Origin of the sequence: Mesorhizobium sp. dw_380 (assembly GCF_018588885.1) — a bacterium.
In the GTDB taxonomy this organism is placed as follows: Bacteria; Pseudomonadota; Alphaproteobacteria; order Rhizobiales; family Rhizobiaceae; genus Mesorhizobium.
Genome location: NZ_JAFFIW010000004.1, coordinates 133,013 through 150,190 on the forward strand (window position 1 = coordinate 133,013; position 17,178 = coordinate 150,190).

14 protein-coding genes and 2 tRNA genes are annotated in these 17,178 nt (G+C 62.4%); 12 read left to right on the forward strand and 4 right to left on the reverse strand.

The genetic code is table 11. The features are described 5' to 3' along the window. The first annotated feature begins 67 nt into the window (after window positions 1–67). The 3 genes from JT360_RS05480 to JT360_RS05490 all read left to right on the forward strand — a co-directional run bounded on the left by JT360_RS05480 (window position 68) and on the right by JT360_RS05490 (window position 4,594). Window positions 68–2,416, forward strand: a complete 2,349-nt coding sequence (locus tag JT360_RS05480; protein ID WP_214470564.1) for a xanthine dehydrogenase family protein molybdopterin-binding subunit — start codon at window positions 68–70, stop codon at window positions 2,414–2,416. A gap of 109 nt (window positions 2,417–2,525) precedes the next feature. Beyond that, window positions 2,526–3,323 carry an FAD binding domain-containing protein gene (locus JT360_RS05485; protein WP_214470566.1) on the forward strand — a complete coding sequence of 266 codons (798 nt, stop codon included), beginning with the start codon at window positions 2,526–2,528 and terminating at the stop codon, window positions 3,321–3,323. 248 nt (window positions 3,324–3,571) lie between these two features. Then, window positions 3,572–4,594: an acyltransferase family protein gene (locus JT360_RS05490; protein WP_214470568.1), complete on the forward strand. Its 1,023-nt coding sequence runs from the start codon at window positions 3,572–3,574 to the stop codon at window positions 4,592–4,594. A gap of 64 nt (window positions 4,595–4,658) precedes the next feature. Here JT360_RS05490 and JT360_RS05495 read toward each other — a convergent pair whose 3' ends face one another. Further along, entirely contained in the window at window positions 4,659–5,147 is a 489-nt protein-coding gene (locus JT360_RS05495; RefSeq protein WP_214470570.1) for a GNAT family N-acetyltransferase, read from the reverse strand. After that, window positions 5,144–5,902: a copper homeostasis protein CutC gene (locus JT360_RS05500; protein ID WP_214470571.1), complete on the reverse strand. Its 759-nt coding sequence runs from the start codon at window positions 5,900–5,902 to the stop codon at window positions 5,144–5,146. The genes JT360_RS05495 and JT360_RS05500 overlap by 4 nt, the downstream gene beginning before the upstream one ends. A gap of 200 nt (window positions 5,903–6,102) precedes the next feature. Between JT360_RS05500 and JT360_RS05505 the strand changes: the two genes are divergently transcribed. Next, the gene (locus JT360_RS05505; protein WP_214470573.1) at window positions 6,103–6,531 is read left to right on the forward strand and encodes an SRPBCC family protein; all 429 of its coding nucleotides are present in this window, start codon (window positions 6,103–6,105) and stop codon (window positions 6,529–6,531) included. 125 nt (window positions 6,532–6,656) lie between these two features. Then, window positions 6,657–7,112, forward strand: coding sequence for a carboxymuconolactone decarboxylase family protein (locus tag JT360_RS05510; protein WP_214470574.1), 456 nt, complete (start codon window positions 6,657–6,659; stop codon window positions 7,110–7,112). Between the two features lie 89 nt (window positions 7,113–7,201). Here JT360_RS05510 and JT360_RS05515 read toward each other — a convergent pair whose 3' ends face one another. Together JT360_RS05515 and JT360_RS05520 are read right to left on the reverse strand one after the other, a co-directional pair. After that, the gene (locus tag JT360_RS05515; RefSeq protein ID WP_214470576.1) at window positions 7,202–7,627 is read right to left on the reverse strand and encodes a cupin domain-containing protein; all 426 of its coding nucleotides are present in this window, start codon (window positions 7,625–7,627) and stop codon (window positions 7,202–7,204) included. 99 nt (window positions 7,628–7,726) lie between these two features. Further along, window positions 7,727–7,801, reverse strand: a tRNA-Asn gene (locus JT360_RS05520). A gap of 222 nt (window positions 7,802–8,023) precedes the next feature. Here JT360_RS05520 and JT360_RS05525 point away from each other — a divergent pair. From JT360_RS05525 to JT360_RS05555, 7 genes are all read left to right on the forward strand, one after another. Further along, window positions 8,024–8,284, forward strand: coding sequence for a hypothetical protein (locus JT360_RS05525; protein ID WP_214470578.1), 261 nt, complete (start codon window positions 8,024–8,026; stop codon window positions 8,282–8,284). Window positions 8,285–8,800: 516 nt separating this feature from the next. Further along, a tRNA-Cys gene (locus JT360_RS05530) sits at window positions 8,801–8,874 on the forward strand. Window positions 8,875–8,963: 89 nt separating this feature from the next. Beyond that, complete coding sequence (locus JT360_RS05535) at window positions 8,964–9,632, forward strand: protein-L-isoaspartate O-methyltransferase family protein (RefSeq protein ID WP_214470580.1); 669 nt, start codon at window positions 8,964–8,966, stop codon at window positions 9,630–9,632. A gap of 179 nt (window positions 9,633–9,811) precedes the next feature. Continuing rightward, entirely contained in the window at window positions 9,812–11,197 is a 1,386-nt protein-coding gene (locus tag JT360_RS05540) for a TolC family outer membrane protein (protein ID WP_214470582.1), read from the forward strand. A gap of 219 nt (window positions 11,198–11,416) precedes the next feature. Continuing rightward, on the forward strand, window positions 11,417–12,286 hold the full coding sequence (locus JT360_RS05545; protein ID WP_214470584.1) for a PopZ family protein: 870 nt from the start codon (window positions 11,417–11,419) through the stop codon (window positions 12,284–12,286). Between the two features lie 300 nt (window positions 12,287–12,586). Beyond that, window positions 12,587–15,370, forward strand: a complete 2,784-nt coding sequence (locus JT360_RS05550; protein WP_214470586.1) for a valine--tRNA ligase — start codon at window positions 12,587–12,589, stop codon at window positions 15,368–15,370. 359 nt (window positions 15,371–15,729) lie between these two features. After that, window positions 15,730–16,956 carry an OmpP1/FadL family transporter gene (locus tag JT360_RS05555; RefSeq protein ID WP_214470588.1) on the forward strand — a complete coding sequence of 409 codons (1,227 nt, stop codon included), beginning with the start codon at window positions 15,730–15,732 and terminating at the stop codon, window positions 16,954–16,956. Window positions 16,957–17,178: the final 222 nt, after the last annotated feature.

Below are 17,178 nucleotides of genomic sequence, written 5' to 3' on the forward strand. Positions count from 1 at the left end.
CAGTTTTTCCCTGCTGCCGTACTGCCCTACTCACCTACTCCCCTAAAATCTCGGGAGGGAATTTCTGATGGGCATTGAAGGTGTTGGCGCTCGGGTCGCGCGCAAGGAAGACAAAAGGTTCATCACCGGCGCCGGCCGCTATGTCGACGACATGGTGGTTCCTGGCATGAAGCATGCGGCCTTCGTGCGTAGTCCGCACGCGCACGCGCAGATCAAGAAGATCGACGTGAAGAAGGCGCAGGGCATGCCGGGCGTCATCGGCGTGCTGACCGGCAAGGAGCTCAAGGCCGACGGCATCGGCAATCTCATCTGCGGCTGGATGATCCATTCCAAGGACGGTTCGCCGATGAAGATGGGCGCATGGTCCCCGCTGGCCGTCGACAAGGTGCGCTATGTCGGGGATGCCGTCGTCATCGTCGTGGCCGAGACCAAGGGCCAGGCGCGTGATGCCGCCGAGGCCGTCGAAATCACCTACAAGGAACTGAAGGCTGTCGTCGACGCCACCAAGGCGCTCGAAAAGGGCGCCCCCCAGATCCATCCTGAGGCCGAGAACAACCTGATCTTCGACTGGGAGATCGGCGATGCCAAGGCGACCGACGCCGCCATCAAGGCGGCGGCGCATGTCACCCGCATGAAGATCGTCAACAACCGGCTGGTGCCGAACGCCATGGAGCCGCGCGCGGCTCTTGGCCATTACGACAAGGCCGAGGACCACTACACCTGCTGGACGACGTCGCAGAACCCGCATGTCGCGCGGCTGGTGATGAGCGCCTTCTACAATGTCGCACCGGAAAACAAGCTGCGCGTGATCGCGCCTGACGTCGGCGGCGGCTTCGGCTCCAAGATCTTCATCTACCCCGAAGAGATCGTCTGCCTGTGGGCCTCGAAGAAAACCGGCGTGCCGGTCAAATGGGTCGCAGACCGCACCGAAAGCTTTCTCACCGACGCGCATGGCCGCGACCATGTCTCGACCGTCGAGATGGCGTTCGACAAGAACAACCGGATCACCGGCTTCAAGGTCGACACGATCGCCAATCTCGGCGCCTACATGTCGCTGTTTTCCTCCTGCGTGCCGACCTACCTCTACGCGATGCTTTTGTCGGGGCAGTACGACATTCCGGCCATCCACGCCAATGTGCGCACCGTCTACACCAACACCGCTCCTGTCGACGCCTATCGCGGGGCAGGGCGGCCGGAAGCCACTTATCTCCTCGAACGCACCATGGAAGCCGCGGCGCGCGAACTTGGCGTGTCCCCGGCCGAACTGCGGCGCAAGAACTTCATCACCTCGTTCCCGCACCAGACACCGGTAATTGTGAACTATGACGCCGGCGACTACGGCGCATCGCTCGATGCGGCGATGAAGGCGTCGGACTATGCCGGCTTCGCCAAGCGCAAGGCGGATGCGGCAAAGCAGGGCAAGCTGCGCGGCATCGGCATGAGCTGCTACATCGAGGCGTGCGGCATCGCGCCGTCGGCGGCGGTCGGCTCGCTCGGCGCCGGCGTCGGCCTTTGGGAATCGGCCGAAGTGCGGGTCAATGCGGTCGGCACGATCGAGGTGCTGACCGGTTCGCACAGTCATGGCCAGGGGCACGAGACGACATTCGCGCAACTGGTCAACCAGCGCTTCGGCGTGCCGATCGATTCGGTTTCGATCGTCCATGGCGATACCGACAAGGTGCAGATGGGCATGGGCACCTACGGGTCGCGGTCGGGTGCCGTCGGCATGTCGGCGATCGCCAAGGCGCTCGACAAGGTCGAGGCCAAGGCCAAGAAGATCGCCGCCCACCTGCTCGAAGCCGATGAGGGCGACATCATCATCGAGAACGGCGCGCTGAAGGTCGCCGGTACCGACAAGAACGTGCCGTGGTTCCAGATGGCGCTTGCCGCCTATACCGCCCACAATTTGCCGGCCGGCATGGAACCCGGGCTGAAGGAGACCGCTTTCTACGATCCGTCGAACTTCACGTTCCCCGCTGGCTGCTACATTTGCGAGGTGGAGATCGATCCGGAGACCGGAACGACCGAGATCATACAGTTCGTCGCCGCCGACGATTTCGGCAACATCATCAATCCGATGATCGTCGAGGGCCAGGTGCATGGCGGCATCGCCCAGGGCATCGGCCAGGCGCTGCTGGAAGGCGCCCATTACGATGCCGGCGGGCAGCTGCTGACGGCGAGCTATATGGATTACACCATGCCGCGCGCCGGCGACCTGCCATCGTTCAAGGTCTCGACGTCGAACACGCCGTGTCCTGGCAATCCGCTCGGCATCAAGGGCTGCGGCGAGGCCGGCGCCATCGGCTCGCCGCCGGCGGTGATCAACGCCATCACCGATGCGATCGGCATCGCCGATATCGCCATGCCTGCTTCGCCGTCCACAGTATGGGCCGCGATCCGCGCGACGAAGCATTGAAAAGCAAATAGCGAATAGGGAGTAGCGAATAGGGGAAAATAGCGGTGCGAAGGATCTACTCGCTACTCGCTACTCCCTATTCGCTCGTTCCCCGAAGGGAGAAAGATACATGTATTCGGTCACCTATCACCGCGCCGCCTCCGTCAGTGAAGCCGCGAAGCTCGTGAAGAGCGGCGACGCCAAGCTGCTCTCCGGCGGCATGACCTTGATCCCCGCCATGAAGACGCGGCTGGCAGCCCCTTCCGATCTCGTCGACCTGTCGCGCATCAAGGAGCTGCAAGGCGTCAAGGTGTCGGGCAAGACGGTCACCATCGGTGCCTGCACGACCCATCATGATGTCGCCAATGACGAGAAACTGCGGAAGGTCTGTCCGGCGCTTGCCCATATGGCGTCGCTGATCGGCGACCCGGCGGTCCGTTACAAGGGCACGATCGGCGGCTCGATCGCCAACAACGATCCGGCGGCGGACTATCCGGCGGCGTTGCTGGCGCTGGGCGCAACCATCGTCACCAACAAGCGCGAGATATCAGCCGACAAGTTCTTCAAGGGGCTGTTCGAAACGGCATTGAAGGATGGGGAGATCATCACGGCGGTCAGCTTCACCGCACCGGCAAAGGCTGCGTATGAAAAATTCCGCAACCCGGCCTCGCGCTACGCGATTGTCGGGGTGTTCGTGGCCAAGGGCAAGGATGGCGTCAGCGTCGCCGTCACCGGCGCCGGCGACGACGGTGTCTTCCGCTCGAAGGAGATCGAGGCAGCGCTCGCCAAGAGCTTCGATGCCGCTTCGCTCGATGGCGTGAAAGTTCCGGCGAAGAACCTGATGAGCGACATGCACGCTTCCGCCGACTACCGCGCCAATCTGATCACGGTCATGGCCAAGCGTGCGGTGGCGGCAGCCAACGCCTGACGCTATCAGTTAAGGACAGGGAGAGGAGCCATTGCGGCCCCTCTTCGTATGAAGGAGCCCGCCCCGGCACCGCTCTCTGCTTTGAATCAATTCCGGCCAGCTACTTCTCCTGGAACTGCCTGGTGGCAATCTCGCACTTGCACAAACTCATATTGCACTGCAGTATGAACTGGGGCGGGAATGCGAGCCGGGTTCGGAACGCGTGTCGCCGCCGTGCCCTTTCGCATGACCAATGCGAAAGGATCGGCATGTCCGAAATTTCCGCCACCCAGATGGTTCCGTCCCGATCCGTCGTCGACAGATCGGCCAGGACAAGACTGGCCTACCTCGATGGCTGGCGTGGCTTGTCGATCGCCCTGGTGCTGATCGGCCACTTTTTCCCGGTTCCTGGAATCAATCTGGGTGTGCTGGGCGTCGAATTCTTCTTCGTGCTCAGCGGCCGGTTGATGGCCGAGATCCTGTTCATCGAACGCTATCCGCTGAAGAAGTTCTTCAAGCGCCGTTTCTCGCGCATTTACCCGGCGCTTCTGGTCTTCGTCATCATCGCCATGGTCGCGCTTTCCGGCACCTTCATCGCCTTCAAATGGAAGGCGGCAGTGACGGCGCTGACATTCACCTACAATTACGCCGGTATTCTCGTGACCCGTGCCGGGGCGCTCGACCATATCTGGTCGCTCTGCATCGAGGAGCATGCCTACATCATCCTGGCCCTGATCAGCGCCACGGTTATCAGCCGCAACCGCGTCATCCCTTTGCTGCTGGTGCTGGCCGTACTTGCGATGGCGAATGGCGCGGTGTCGTACTGGGTCTTCAAACTGGACTACGAGGCCAGTTACTGGCGCACCGATGTGCATATCGCATCGATCCTGCTGTCGGCTTCGATCTGCCTGCTCAAGGCCGGCGGCAGGCTGCCGGCCGTGTTGAAGGGGCCCTATGTCGCCTTGGCAGCTGCGGCCGCCGCGGTTCTCCTGTTCATGGACCCTGTGCCGACGCCGATTCACTATCTCGTTGCGGTGCCGCTGCTGGCGCTGGCCGTCAACGCGCTCGATTTCAGCACCGCATTTTTTTCCAATTTGCTGTCGTCCTGGCCGATGGCGACGTTGGGTCTGTGGTCATACTCGCTCTATCTGTGGCAGCAGCCCTTCTACAAATTCGTCTATGACCAAGGCAGCAGCCCATGGCCGATGCTGGCCGGGGTCTTTGCCTGCGCGCTGTGCAGCTATTACCTCATCGAGCGACCGGCGCGCGAATGGCTCAACCGCAACTGGTGAAGGCAACGCAGCGGCGTCAGGATCGGACCAGTCCCGGGCCATCCACACGGTAGACGCCACAGGGTCAGGCGATAATCTGCCTGGCGTAATAACGCACCGCTTTCTTGCCGCCATGGATTACGGCGTCACCCACCTCCGCAAAGCCGAGGGCGGTGTGGAAGGCGTCCGAGGCGGGGTTGGGCGGATCGGTATTGACCTCGCAGGTGACAAGCGTGTGACCGGCCCGCTCTGCATGCTCGAACAGGTCCTGATAAAGCCGGCGTGCATGGCCGCGGCCTCTTGCGTGCGCCGCCACGACCACGCGGTCGACATAGATGAAGCGCTCGTAGCGGTCGCAAAACCAGATGAAGTTCGGGCTGTCGTAGTTCGCCTCCTGGTCGAAGGTCATGATGAAGGCTTCGAGATCGCCGATGCGCTTGGTGTAAAACGCCTCGCCCAGCAGGAACGACAGCCGCTCGGCTTCGAGCCAGGACAATTCCGCTGCATGCTCATTGTTGAGCGCGAGTATAGCCGCTTCGTCGCTTTGTGATATGCGGCTGATGCGAGAGGTCATGCCTTGGCCGCCGTGATCGTCGCCGCGACCAGCGGTGTGTCGGTCAGTGTGTTGCGGTATTCGCGATCGAGATCGGAGCCGCCCATGCCGACCTTGGGATTGCGGTAGCGCATGGCGCTCGGCACGTCCTTGAGAGCGGCAAAATGCATTTCGGCCAGTCCGGTCTTTGTGCGCACCTCGGCGATGTTGCCGAGGTCGAGCCCGCCGCAACCGAGGATGATGATGCGGTCGCCGGCCTGCCGCACCAGGTCCGCCAGCAATGGCAAACCTTCGATGGCGGTGTCGCGCTGGCCGCTGGTCAGCACGCGGCCTATCTTGCAGCGGATCAGCGCTTCCAGCGCCTCGCTGGGATCACGCGTCATGTCAAAGGCGCGATGGCAGGTGACGTTCAGGCGGCCGGCGGCCTGCGTCAGTTCGCCCATGCGCTTCTCGTCGATGGTGCCGTCGGCGTTCAGGCAGCCGAACACCACACCCGGCACACCAAGGTCGCTGAGCGCCGCGACGTCCATGAGCATCGAGCGGTACTCGATCTCGCTGTAGAGAAAATCGCCGCCGCGCGGCCGCACCATGACATGAAACGGCACGGTCGCCTGGTCCAGCGCGGCGCGTACCGTGCCGAGGCTCGGCGTGATGCCGCCTTCGATCAGGCTGGCGCACAGTTCGACTCGGTCGGCGCCGGCGGCTTGCGCGGCGAGCAGGCCATCGATGCCTTCGACACAAATTTCGATCAGGGGCGGGCGAGTTTCAGCGGTCAAGGGGCGATCCAGTCCATAATGTCGCGAAAGCCCTAGCACCCGGGCGGCCGGCGCGAAAGCGTGAACGGCAAGCCGCCATTTGGACCAGCGGCCATTTCCCGGCTTGACAGTTATATAACTGTGGAGTTATGGGTTAATTCATAGCTGTCGAGTTATCGATTTCGCATGAGCAGCGCGACCACGACAAGGAGGAACAAGGCATGACACAAACCAAATCGATCGTTGTCGAGCGGCTGATTCCGCATTCGGCAGAGAAGATATGGCGCGCACTGACTGTGCCTGAACTCGTTGCCGAATGGCTCATGCAGAACGACTTCGCGGCGCGAGAGGGGCATCGCTTCACCTTCCGGGCGGCACCTGTGCCGGGCTGGTCCGGGTTGACGAACTGCGTGGTGCTGAAAGTCGAGGCGCCGCGCCTGCTGGCCTATAGCTGGGGCGACGGAAGCGAATCCGACAGCGGGCTGAAGACCGTGGTGACCTGGTCGCTCACGCCCGAGGGTGCGGCGACCCGGGTGCGGATGGAGCATTCGGGATTCCGGCCCGCCGACGAGCGCGGATATGTCGGCATGGGAAGCGGCTGGCCGCGTATCCTCGAGCGGCTAGAGCAGGTGGCCGCAAAGCAAGGCTGACAGCCGAACTTTCCTCGACCAAACGGTCGGCACCGCCGCCGATCGCAACAGTTCGCTCCGGATGCTCCGCTTCCGGGCTCGGCAAAACACGCTCTGCCGAAACATGTTCAAAAAGGAGAAAGACCATGCAAGCGAGAATCAAGAACCCGGTGATGCTCATCCCAGGCGCCCTGCAGGCATTGCTGGCGCTGGACAAGTCGACCGAGGCGGCCGACTTGCCCTATGTGACACGCAAGCTCATCCATCTGCGCGCCAGCCAGATCAATGCCTGCAGCCTATGCGTCGACATGCATGCGCGCGAACTGAAGAAGGCCGGCGAGAAGGACGAGCGCATCTTTGCGCTGGCGGCATGGCGGGAGACGCCATACTTCACCGATGCCGAACGCGCGGCCCTGGCGCTGGCCGAGGCTGGCACGAGGCTCGCCGATCGCGCGGACGCCGTGCCGGACGATGTCTGGGACGAAGCCGCCCGGCACTATGACGAAAAGGCGCTTGCCGCGCTGGTTGTCCAGATCGCCCTGATCAACGCCTTCAACCGGCTGAACGCCACGACGCGACAGATGGTCGGCTCCTGGGGCTGAGCGCTGAGGCGGGCTGATCGCCGGCGGACCGCACGTGAAGGCGGGCGGCGCATCGCGTTCCCGCCTTCAGGGCGCGGGCATGGCCTTGGCTACTGGCGCAATTCCGTATTCTTGGCGCCTTCCTCGACCTGATCGATCACCAGGAGTTTGACCGGACCGTCGCCGATGTTGGTGGCCTGATGCCACTGGCCGATCATTTCGACGATGAAATCGCCTGTCTTGTAGGTGTTGCTGTTGCCTGTCTCGACATTGGTGACCTTCAGCGTCCCTGCCTCGACATAGGCGTAGCGCGGGAAGGGGTGCCGGTGCACCGGCAAAGTCGCGCCCGGCGCAATGTCATAGCTCGACACCAGCACCTGCACGTTCTTCCGCGGCAGCGTGATCGGCTGACCGGAAGCGGTTGTCGTGCGTGATGCCAGCGGCGTCACGACGACAGGCGTGCCGCCGCTGTCGAGTGCATGAGCGCCGGTTGCGAACGCCGTGAGCAGCAGTACCGATGCCAGGATTCTGCGCATGATTCCTCCCTGAACCGCCGCATCTATCGCGCGGCGGACAACCGCGCGCAAGCACTGCCAGGCGCAGGTAGATACTTCCAGGTCGGACTTTTGAATGATTGGCTCCCCGGGCCGGATTCGAACCAGCGACCAACCGGTTAACAGCCGGTTGCTCTACCACTGAGCTACCGGGGAACGGAGGCTCTTTGAGCAAGTGGCGCAGCCTATAGCAAACCCCTTTCGGCTTTGCAAAGAAGCATTTCATATTTTTCCGAGACTTTTTCGCTCAGGCGTTTCTCGCAATCGGCGGGGTGCGTCCTCATATTAGCCGTCTTGGCGATGGGCGCGGAACCGAAATGGCGATCGCGGCTTTCGTAAGCAGGCATTCTCGAGCCACCAGACGGACAGCCATTCGCGATGACGGCAGCAGACGAAAACCGCATACCGGCACGGAAGATCTCGATTTTCGGGCGCGAATTCACCATGCCGCGGTCGCGCGGCCTCAGAATCGCGATCGGCATTCTTTTGACCATCGGCGGCATTCTCGGGTTTCTGCCGATTCTTGGGTTCTGGATGGTTCCGATCGGATTGCTGGTGCTCTCCTATGAGTTCGCCATGATCCGCCGCCATCGCCGCCGCTTCGTCGTCTGGTGGGAGCGGAGGCGGCGTCCGGATTGAGCGACAGGCACGAAGACGTGTCGCCGGCTCGCCGTTCTGCCGGGCGTCACGCCCTTGGTCGGGTTTCGGATTTTCGTGAAACCGCGTTTCGGTCGGTACCCCTCGCCAGGTCCTCGCGTATTTCCTTGAGAACGGCGGCAGCCGAGGCAAGGCGCGCGCGGTCGCGCGGCGAAAGCTTGGCCGCGCCCTCTATTGCAAGGCAGTCGATGGCGTACCGCAACAACTCCTCGCATCCCGATCGCGACAAGCCGTCCCAGGCGTTCGTTCCATTGTTCGGGCGTGCCGACCGCATGACGCAGTCCTCCTCTTTTTTCAACGGCGGCCGGGGCGTGGAGTTTCTCGCGATCGCCTGCTATACTTAACGACATGCTAATGTGCGTTGTGAGCGCAATGCCGCGACGCGCGATGCGGAGGGTTGGATTGATGCAGAGGGAAACCGCGCAGAATGCGCGGTGGCCGCTTGACGGCTTTTTCGCCGCAACCTATTGGAACCGGGTGGAACGCCGGGAGCAACGAGGCCTCGTGGCGGAGTGGTTACGCAGAGGACTGCAAATCCTTGCACCCCGGTTCGATTCCGGGCGAGGCCTCCAATGCCCGGGCTCCCGCGCGTCAGCGCAGGAGCCCGAAATTCCGGTCGAAATGAACCGCGGCTTAGCGCGGCAAGCAGATTGGTTGGGACATGAGCGCTGATTTCTCCGAACTTCGCGTCAAGATGGTGGATGGTCAGGTTCGCACCACCGACGTGACCAGCGCGCCTCTGCTAAGCGCCATGCTTTCCGTGCCGCGTGAGCTTTTCGTCGGCGATCGCCAGCGCGATCTCGCCTATATCGATGAGGATATCCGCATCGCCAACAGCGCCGATGGCCCGCGTTACCTGATGGAGGCATCGCCCTTGGCCAAGCTGATGCAGCTGGCCGAGATCAACCCGACAGATTCGGCGCTCGATGTCGGCTGCGGCACCGGCTACGCCTCGGCCATCCTGTCGCGGCTGGCGAGGTTCGTCGTGGCGCTCGAAAGCGATTCGGCGCTGGCGCAAACCGCTGCGTCGACCCTTTCCGGCCTTGGCTGCGGCAATGTGACCGTGGTCCAGGGCGCGCTGGCGCAGGGTCATGCGGCCAACGCTCCCTATGACGTCATCTTCATCGGCGGCAGCGTCGGAAAAGTGCCGGCTGCGCTGCTCGACCAGCTCGCCGAAGGCGGCCGACTCGTCGCGGTCGAAGGGCAGGGCAATTCCGGCGTGGCGCGACTTTTTTTCAAGGCAGGGGGGGTTGTAACCGGGAGAAGGGCATTTAATGCGGCAATTAAGCCACTACCCGGGTTCGAACGTGAGCATGCTTTCGAATTCTGAATGATTTGGCCTTGCAGCAGAGGCTTTGTCATGGTCGCTTGCATTTGAACAATCGTTGCTGATCCTAGACTGGGGGCACTTTGGGACCGAGCGATAGGGAATCAAACACGCCGCACCGGCTGCTCAAAGAAGAAGCCGGCGCGGCGCGGTTCCCATGGAAAACGAATGAGGGATATATCGTGCCGTCTGTATCCAAGTCACTTTTCGCCGCCATCCTCGTTTCCGCGACCGCGTTGTCTCCGCTGGCCGCCTCGGCGGAAACCATCTCCGGCGCGCTCGCCAAGGCCTATCAGTTCAATTCGACGCTGAATTCCTCTCGCGCCGGCGTCCGCGTCACCGACGAGGGCGTCGCCATCGCCAAGTCGGGCTGGCGCCCAACGGTCACGGGATCGGCCTCCATCGACTATACGAACACGCGCCTGGCAAATGGCGGCGGCAGCTCGAAGCTGACGTCCGGCAGCTACGGCATACAGATCAACCAGTTGCTGTTCGACGGCTTCCAGACGAAAAACAACGTGGCGGCGGCTGAAGCCCAGGTCAAGGCGTCGGTCGAAAGCCTGCGCAACACCGAGGAGAACACGCTGTTCAGTGCGGCCACGGCCTATATGGATGTGATTCGCGATCGGCAGATCGCGGTGCTGACCGAACAGAACCTGCAGTTCCTGACCGAGCAGGCGCGCGCCGCGCGCTCGCGTTTCGAGGTTGGCGAGGGCACGCGCACCGACGTCGCGCAGGCTGATGCGTCGCGCGCCTCGGCGGTGGCCTCGCTCAGCTCCGCCCGCGCGCAGGCGCAGGCCAGTGCGGCGACCTATCACCAGGTCGTCGGCGACGAGCCGGGCAAGCTCAAGCCTGCTTCGCCATTGGGCAGGCTGTTGCCGTCGAGCCTCGACGCGGCGATTGCGATCGGGGCAAACGAACATCCAGCCATTCTCGCCACCCAGCATCTCGTCGACGCGGCAGCGTTTTCGGTCAAATCATCCGAGGGCGCTCTGTTGCCGCAGCTGTCGGCGTCGGCCGGTGTTTCGGAAAACTACCGCAACGCCATCCCGAACATCTCGGGCACCAATGGCAATTCGACCTCGGCCAATATCGGCGCGACGCTGACCGTTCCGATCTATTCGGGTGGCCGGACGTCCGCGCTCGTGCGCCAGCACAAGGAATCGCTGGGCGAGGCCCGCATCCAGGTCGACGTCAGCCGCGACCAGGTGCGTCAGGCCGTCGCCACGGCATGGTCGCAATACACCGCCGCGCAGCAGAGCGTCTCCGCCAACAGACAGGTGATCGACGCCGCGCAACTGGCGCTGAACGGCGTCATCGAAGAGCGTAACGTCGGCCAGCGCACCACGCTCGACGTGCTCAACGCCCAGGCCGCCGTGATCACCGCCAAGATCAACCAGGCCAATTCCGAACACGACGTGGTCGTGGCTAGCTACGCCATACTGTCGGCCATGGGCCGCCTGTCGGTCGACCGGCTTGCTCTGCAGGTGACCAAGTACAAGCCCGAAGAGCATTACAACGCCGTCAAGGACAAGTGGATCGGCCTGCGCACTCCGGACGGCCGCTAGGCGCCGCCGGGTTGCATTTCGACCCTCTTTGCTCGAGCGGGTCTTTTCGAGAACCGCCCCGGTTTTTCGGCTTCGTGCTCTAATCTGTTGAAATCCCACATGTCCCCAGATTGGGGATTCTCGTGCGGCGATCCGTCGGTTACGCTGTTGCCATGATTCGAATCCGGCTGTTGCCGGAGCGGAAAGACCACAGAGGTCACAAGGGCGGCGGATGTGACGATGGCGACGGCAAGCAGCGCGCAGCGCGAACCTTCCATGGAAGAGATACTGGCTTCCATCAGGAGGATCATTGAGGACAGTGATAACGGCCGCAAGCAGCCGGGCGAGGCCGATGAGCTGCGGCAGGATCTGGAGCCGAGCGAGGCTCCAGCCGCCGATGTCGACGCGTTTCGCGCCGAGCTGCATGCCGCCCCCGAAGTCAGGAAGCCGGTCGTGCTCGCGGAAGTACCGGTCACGCTTGCCGAAGTGCAGGCGCCGTCGCCCGAGCCGGTGATTGCGCGCATGGAATCGCAGGCGCGCGTCGATCCTGTTCCGGCCAAGGCGTCGATGACGCTTGCCGAGGTCAGCGCCAGGATCGCCGCCGAGCCGGTGCCAGCCTCCAGGACCGACGCACCAAGGGGCCTGCAAGTTGAGGCCCCGCAAGCCGGCGCGACAAGCGATGCCATCGTTGCCGATTGGCGGCGCGAGATCGCGGCGGTCGGAGAGCAGGCGAAAGCCATATCGGACAGGAGCATCCGCAAGCCGGTGGCCCAGTCCGAGGCGCCGACGAACGAACCGGTGGCGGAGCCTGCGTTCGAGCGACCTTCCGCAAGTGGCGCTCCGGCAGACACCGCTGAGGCGCGCGCGGCGGCAAGTGAAGCGCCCACGGCTCGTCCGGCAATCCTTTCCGAGCACACGGGCCGCCAGGTCGCTGCGGCCTTTGGCGAGCTGTCCGATGCCTTTGCCAGCCGCAGCAAGAAGACATTCGACGAGATGGCCGAGGAGATGCTGCGGCCGATGCTGCAGGACTGGCTGGACAACAATTTGCCGACGCTGGTCGAAAGGCTGGTGCGCGAGGAGATCGAGCGCGTCGCACGCGGGGCGCAGTAACCTCCAGGGCAATTGCCGATGCGAACGCCGCCCCTAGAGGCGGCGTTTTCGTTGTGGCCGCTGGCTTGCGCTGGCCGCGAAGCAGACAAGGTTTGCGCCGGATTCCGGATGGATGAACGTGCGGGCGCTCCACGGTCTTGCGCCGAATGCGGGCATGGCCTTCCCACCGCCTTCCGTTGAAAAGAACAAGGCCGCGCCTATTTGCTTGTGATGGACCGAGGCGGCCCTTGCGGTTGACTTGGCCAAGGCCTTCCGATTTACACCGAACAGCAAAATCCCGACAGCGCGGACCGTTTCCCCATGCTTGAAAAGACCTACGACGCAAAGACCGTCGAGCCGAAGATCGCCAAAGTCTGGGAAGATGCCGATGCGTTTCGCGCCGGCGCAGGCGCCGAGGAGGGGGCCGAGGCCTTCACCATCGTCATCCCGCCGCCCAACGTCACCGGCTCGCTGCATATGGGCCACGCGCTCAACAACACGCTGCAGGACATTCTGGTGCGCTTCGAGCGCATGCGCGGCAAGAATGTGCTGTGGCAGCCCGGCATGGACCATGCCGGCATCGCCACGCAGATGGTGGTCGAGCGCCAGCTGATGGAAAAGCAGATCCATCGCCGCGATCTTTCGCGAGAAGAGTTCATCGAGAAGGTGTGGGAGTGGAAGGCCGAATCCGGCGGCGCCATCTTCAACCAGCTGAAGCGGCTCGGCGCCTCGGCCGACTGGTCGCGCGAACGCTTCACCATGGATGAAGGCCTGTCCAAGGCCGTGCTTGAAGTCTTTGTCACCCTCTACAAGGAAGGGCTGATCTACAAGGACAAGCGCCTTGTGAACTGGGACCCGAAGCTTTTGACCGCGATCTCCGACCTCGAGGTCGAGCAGCAGGAGGTCAACGGCAACCTCTGGCATTTCCGTTATCCGATCGAGGGCGTGACGTTCGATCCGGAAAATCCAAAAACCTTCATCACCGTGGCAACGACACGCCCGGAGACGATGCTGGGCGATACCGCCGTCGCCGTGCACCCGGACGACGAGCGCTTCCGGCATCTGGTCGGCAAGAAGGTCGTCCTGCCGATCGTCGGCAGGAAAATTCCTGTCGTGGCGGACGAGTATTCCGATCCCGAAAAGGGTTCGGGCGCGGTCAAGATCACGCCGGCGCATGATTTCAACGATTTCGAGGTCGGCAAGCGCCACAAGCTGCCGGCGATCAACATCCTGACCATCGAAGCCGCCATCAACCTCAAGGACAATGAGGATTTCCTTGCCGGTCTTGAAGTGACACCGGAACGCCAGGCCGTCTGGGACGAGCTCAACGGGCTCGACCGTTTCGTCGCGCGCAAGAAGATCGTCGAGCTGATGGAGGAAGGCGGTTTCCTCGACAAGGTCGAGCCGCATCGCCATGCCGTGCCGCATGGTGATCGCGGCGGCGTGCCGATCGAGCCGTTCCTGACCGAGCAGTGGTATGCCAACGCCGCCGAACTCGCCAAGCCGGCGATCGCCTCGGTGCGCGAGGGGCGCACCAATTTCGTGCCGAAGAACTGGGAAAAGACCTATTTCGACTGGATGGAGAACATCCAGCCCTGGTGCATTTCGCGCCAGCTGTGGTGGGGCCACCAGATACCGGCCTGGTATGGGCCGGACGGCCGCGTCTTCGTCGAGAAGTCCGAAGAGGAGGCGCTCGCCGCTGCGATCGAATATTACCTGGCTCTCGAAGGCCCGTGGAAGGCGTGGGTCGAGGACAAGCTCGAGAATTTCCAGCCGGGCGATATCCTGACCCGCGACGAGGATGTGCTCGACACCTGGTTCTCGTCGGCGCTGTGGCCGTTCTCGACGCTTGGCTGGCCGGACCAGACGCCCGAACTGAAGACCTACTACCAGACCGACGTGCTGGTGACCGGCTTCGACATCATCTTCTTCTGGGTTGCCCGCATGATGATGATGGGCCTGCACTTCATGGACGAAGAGCCGTTCCACACGGTCTATGTCCACGCGCTGGTGCGCGACAAGAACGGGCAGAAGATGTCGAAGTCGAAAGGCAACGTCATCGACCCGCTCGACCTGATCGACGAGTATGGCGCCGATGCGCTGCGCTTCACCTTGACGGTGATGGCGGCGCAAGGGCGCGACGTGAAGCTCGACCCGGCACGCATCGCCGGATACCGCAATTTCGGTACCAAGCTGTGGAACGCCACGCGCTTTGCCGAGATGAACGAGGTCGCCCGCAATGACGAATTCTGGCTGAACGACGCCAAGCTGGCGGTCAACCGATGGATCCTGACCGAGCTGACACGCGCTGCCCGCGAGGTCACGGACGGCATCACCTCCTACCGCTTCAACGAGGCGGCAGGTGCGGCCTACCGCTTCGTGTGGAACCTGTTCTGCGACTGGTATCTGGAACTCTTGAAACCGGTGTTCATGGGCACGGACGAGGCGGCCAAGGCCGAAAGCCGCGCCTGCGTCGCCTTCGTGCTCGACGAGATCTACAAGCTGCTGCATCCGATGATGCCGTTCATGACCGAAGAGCTATGGGCGCAGACGGCGGGCGAGGGCAAGGAGCGCGAGTCGCTGCTATGCCATGCAGCCTGGCCGTCGCCGGATTTCGAGGACGCGGAAGCGGCCGCCGACATCAACTGGCTGGTCGACCTCGTTTCCGGCATCCGCTCGGTGCGCTCGGAGATGAATGTGCCGCCGGGGGCGATCGCGCCACTAGTCGTGGTCGGCGCCAACGGCGTGACGCGGGAACGGCTGGTTCGCGAGGAGCAGGCGATCAAGCGGTTGGCGCGCGTCGGCGACATCTCATTGGCTGACGCGGCACCCAAGGCCTCGGCGCAGATCGTGCTCAACGAGGCGACGATCTGCTTGCCGCTCGGCAGCCTGATCGACCTTGCCGCCGAGGCTCTCCGGCTGCAGAAGGAACTGGTCAAGGTCACCGAGGAGATCGCACGCCTGCACAAGAAGCTGTCCAACGAAAGATTCGTCGCCAGCGCACCGGCCGAGATCGTCGAAGCCGAGCGCGAAAAGCTCGCCGAATATCGCGACGCGCAGGACAAGCTTTCGGTGGCTTTGACCAGGGTCCGCGATGCCGGCTGAGGGAGGGATTCGCAGTGTTTTAGCCGCCCCTAAAAAAGGTGGCTTTGCGCCCCCAAAATAGGCATTCCGTCACGTTAATGTTGACGTAAACGGAAGTTTTTGCCCCATTGTTGCCTTAATGTAACAATGCGGGTCTATACTCGCCAAATGCGCTTGTTTTTGCGCATTTCGACTGGATTTTATCCTTTTTCAGCCCCGTTGCGCCCTGCAAAACCGATTTTCGGCGTGCTGGCGCCGGCCTGCACTTTGTCGAAAATGCGTCTGGCGAGCATGTACATGTACGCCCCGGCAATTCGTTGTTGCACCGTTAACCTGAATTGGTTCTAGCTTGATGCACTAGTTATTCGGGGAGGATTTTCATGAACATTTTGCGTCTGAAAGCACTGCTGGGGGCAGGGTGCTTTTCGCTGGCTTTGATTGGGACGGCGATGAGTTCAGCGCATGCCGGCGGCTTGGAGCGCGGCGGCTACGATATCGACCTGCTGTTTGATCCGGCGCCGTTCGCGACGGAGGCTGAAGCAACCTATGTCATGCCGGACCGTAAGTACAAGAATGCGACTGGGCCAAGCGGCTTCAATTTCCTCAAATCCACGGCGGATGGGGCCGAGGGCTATTGGGTACCCCGTATTGGTGTGAAGGTTCAGGTTGTGCAGGGCGTCGACTGTATGGTTGACTATTCACAGCCGTGGGGCGCCCACACAGCCCCTGGCGCGTCGTGGAATGGCGCGTTTTCCAACGTCGAAACGGATATCAAGAGCAATAACTACGCCGGCACCTGCTCCTACAAGTTCGATGTCGGTAAGGGCCAGCTCCGTTTTATCGGCGGCGTGTTCTACCAGGATATTTCAGGCTTCAAGGAAAGCTTGGTGGGTTTCAATCCCATGACGGGAACGGGACCGATTGGTCGTGTCGATCTGGAGGCTAACGGCTGGGGCTGGCGCACAGGCGTGGCTTATGAAATCCCTGAGATCGCGCTTCGCGCTAGCTTGGTCTACAATTCGCAAGTCAAACTCGACAACATCTCCGGCACACTTACGACGCCACGTGGATCTCAGGCGATTTATGGCTCGACGCAGTATATGCCCGACTCGCTGGAGTTGAAGGTTCAATCGGGCATCGCGCCCGGCTGGCTTGCCTTCGGCTCGATCAAGTGGGTCAACTGGAGTGTGCTGCAAAGTGTTCCGATCTGCCCGACCCCCCAAGCTCCGTCTGCGGTATGCTTCACGAACGGTCCGGGTCAAGTGACGTCGCTCGATCTGATGTATCGTGATGGCTGGACCGTCACTGGCGGCGTCGGCCACAAGTTCAACGATCAGTGGAGTGCCGCCGGCCAGCTTTCCTGGGATCGGGGCACCTCGCATGGCTATGGAGCGCAGACCGATACGTGGACACTGGGCGGCGGCGTTGCCTACACCCCCCGGCCGAACATCGAGGTTCGACTGGCCGGTGCGATCGGCGTGCTGACCAGCGGCCATTCCGGTACGTTGGCTGGAGAAAATGGTTATGTTGCTGGCGAAGACGCCAGCTACGACTTCGGCAACGATCTGGTCACGGCGTTTTCCGGCGGCATCAAGATCAAGTTCTAAGCGACTGAATATTATGATAAAAGGCCGGGCATCGCCCGGCCTTTTCTCGTTTGCGCCGATGTTGTCGCCGGCTCGGTCATCCAAGCTGCGTTGCATATAAGCCGCACCATAGCCACCTCATGCAATTGTGACGTTTTGGCAACACTTTCTGAACAAGCCCTGCGCTAGAAGTCAGGCCGAGGGAATTGCCCATTTCCCGCCATAAACCCGGCGCACCTCGAT

What these genes read in the sequence shown, in the direction of transcription:
- JT360_RS05480 (WP_214470564.1), top strand. Translation starts at nt 68, where the DNA reads ATGGGCATTGAAGGTGTTGGCGCTCGGGTCGCGCGCAAGGAAGACAAA.
- JT360_RS05485 (WP_214470566.1), top strand. Translation starts at nt 2,526, where the DNA reads ATGTATTCGGTCACCTATCACCGCGCCGCCTCCGTCAGTGAAGCCGCG.
- JT360_RS05490 (WP_214470568.1), top strand. Translation starts at nt 3,572, where the DNA reads ATGTCCGAAATTTCCGCCACCCAGATGGTTCCGTCCCGATCCGTCGTC.
- JT360_RS05495 (WP_214470570.1), bottom strand. Translation starts at nt 5,147, where the DNA reads ATGACCTCTCGCATCAGCCGCATATCACAAAGCGACGAAGCGGCTATA.
- JT360_RS05505 (WP_214470573.1), top strand. Translation starts at nt 6,103, where the DNA reads ATGACACAAACCAAATCGATCGTTGTCGAGCGGCTGATTCCGCATTCG.
- JT360_RS05510 (WP_214470574.1), top strand. Translation starts at nt 6,657, where the DNA reads ATGCAAGCGAGAATCAAGAACCCGGTGATGCTCATCCCAGGCGCCCTG.
- JT360_RS05515 (WP_214470576.1), bottom strand. Translation starts at nt 7,627, where the DNA reads ATGCGCAGAATCCTGGCATCGGTACTGCTGCTCACGGCGTTCGCAACC.
- JT360_RS05525 (WP_214470578.1), top strand. Translation starts at nt 8,024, where the DNA reads ATGACGGCAGCAGACGAAAACCGCATACCGGCACGGAAGATCTCGATT.
- JT360_RS05535 (WP_214470580.1), top strand. Translation starts at nt 8,964, where the DNA reads ATGAGCGCTGATTTCTCCGAACTTCGCGTCAAGATGGTGGATGGTCAG.
- JT360_RS05545 (WP_214470584.1), top strand. Translation starts at nt 11,417, where the DNA reads ATGGCGACGGCAAGCAGCGCGCAGCGCGAACCTTCCATGGAAGAGATA.
- JT360_RS05550 (WP_214470586.1), top strand. Translation starts at nt 12,587, where the DNA reads ATGCTTGAAAAGACCTACGACGCAAAGACCGTCGAGCCGAAGATCGCC.
- JT360_RS05555 (WP_214470588.1), top strand. Translation starts at nt 15,730, where the DNA reads ATGAACATTTTGCGTCTGAAAGCACTGCTGGGGGCAGGGTGCTTTTCG.